This is a genomic window from Gandjariella thermophila (genome assembly GCF_005405885.1).
In the GTDB taxonomy this organism is placed as follows: Bacteria; Actinomycetota; Actinomycetes; order Mycobacteriales; family Pseudonocardiaceae; genus Gandjariella; species Gandjariella thermophila.
This window is the reverse complement of record NZ_BJFL01000115.1, coordinates 1-1,416: the sequence shown is the minus strand read 5'-3', so window position 1 is coordinate 1,416 and position 1,416 is coordinate 1. Positions and strand designations below refer to the sequence as shown.

At 68.1% G+C, this 1,416-nt stretch carries 1 protein-coding gene; it reads left to right on the top strand.

The window, feature by feature from the left end:
* Nucleotides 1-43 precede the first annotated feature (43 nt).
* On the top strand, nucleotides 44-1,416 hold a 1,373-nt coding region (locus FFT21_RS28510; RefSeq protein WP_264081684.1), incomplete at its 3' end, for a recombinase family protein.

Genomic DNA, 1,416 nt, shown 5'->3' with positions numbered 1-1,416 from the left:
GCCCTACTCGATCGAAGCCCAAGACGACCGCCTGAAGTCCTACGTGGATTCCCAGCCGGGGTGGCGGATCGTGATGCGGTTCTCCGACGACGCCTCCGGGGCCACCACCGACCGCGAGGACCTGCAACGCGCACTCGCCGCCGCCCGCGCCGGGCTGATCGACGTGCTGCTCGTCTACCGGGTGGACCGGTTCTCCCGCAACCTGCGCGACACGGTCACCATGCTCGACGAACTCGACTCCTGCGGGGTGGTGTTCCGCTCGGCCACCGAGCCGTTCGACACCTCCACCCCGATGGGCCGGATGCTGGTGCAGATGCTGGGCATGTTCGCCCAGTTCGAACGCGACACCATCATCGACCGCGTCATCGCCGGCATGGAACGCAAAGCCGCCAAGGGCCTGTGGAAAGGCGGCCGGCGCCCCTCCGGCTACACCGTCAACCCCGGCCACCGGCTCATCCCGCACCCGGCGGAGTCGCCGATCGTGCGGTTGATCTTCCGGCTCTACACCTACGACCGGCTCGGCTCCAAGGTCGTCGCCCGCGTGCTCAACGACCGCGGCCACCGCACCACCACCGGCGGCACCTGGTCCCCCTACCAAGTCCTCCGCGTCCTAGCCAACCGGGTCTACCTCGGCGAACTGTCCTTCCGGGAGATCACCGTGCCCGACTGCCACACCCCGCTGATCGACACCGAAACCTTCGACAAGGCCCAGCGCATCCTCGCCGAACGCGGCGAGGACCACGCCCACCGCGCCGCCAACGGCTCGCACTACCAGCTCACCGGGCTGATGCGCTGCCCCAAGTGCGGCAAGGCCATGATCGGCACCCGCGCGCACGGCAAGAACAAGGTCTACCGCTACTACACCTGCTTCAACCGCTCCCGCTACGACAGCACCAAATGCGACGGCCACCGGCTCAACGCCGACGCCGTCGAGACCGCCGTGCTCGGCGCGCTCACGCGGTTCTACCGCGACCACCACGCCCTCATCGCCGACGCCGTGACCGAAGCCCAACGCCAACACCGCACCGGACACGCCACCCAACAAGCCGAACTCGCCTCCGTCGAAGCCAAGATCGCCGAGACCAACGGCAAGATCGACCGCTACCTCACCGCGTTCGAAAACGGCAAGCTCGATGACGAACTGGTCGGGCAACGCCTCAGCGAGCTACGGGCCACCAGCAAGCAACTCACCGCCCGCCGCGAGGAACTGGCCGCCGCGCTGGACGCTGAACCGACCATGCCTGACACCGCCACCCTGGCGCAGGTCGCCGACCACGTCACCCAGGTCATCAACGCCGGCAGCGACAAGATCCGCAAAGCCCTGATCGAAACCCCCATCGCCAGAGTCATCATCACAGGGCCCGACCGCGTCGTCCCCGCCTACCGCATCCCCCAACCCCGCACCAACCCGGACAC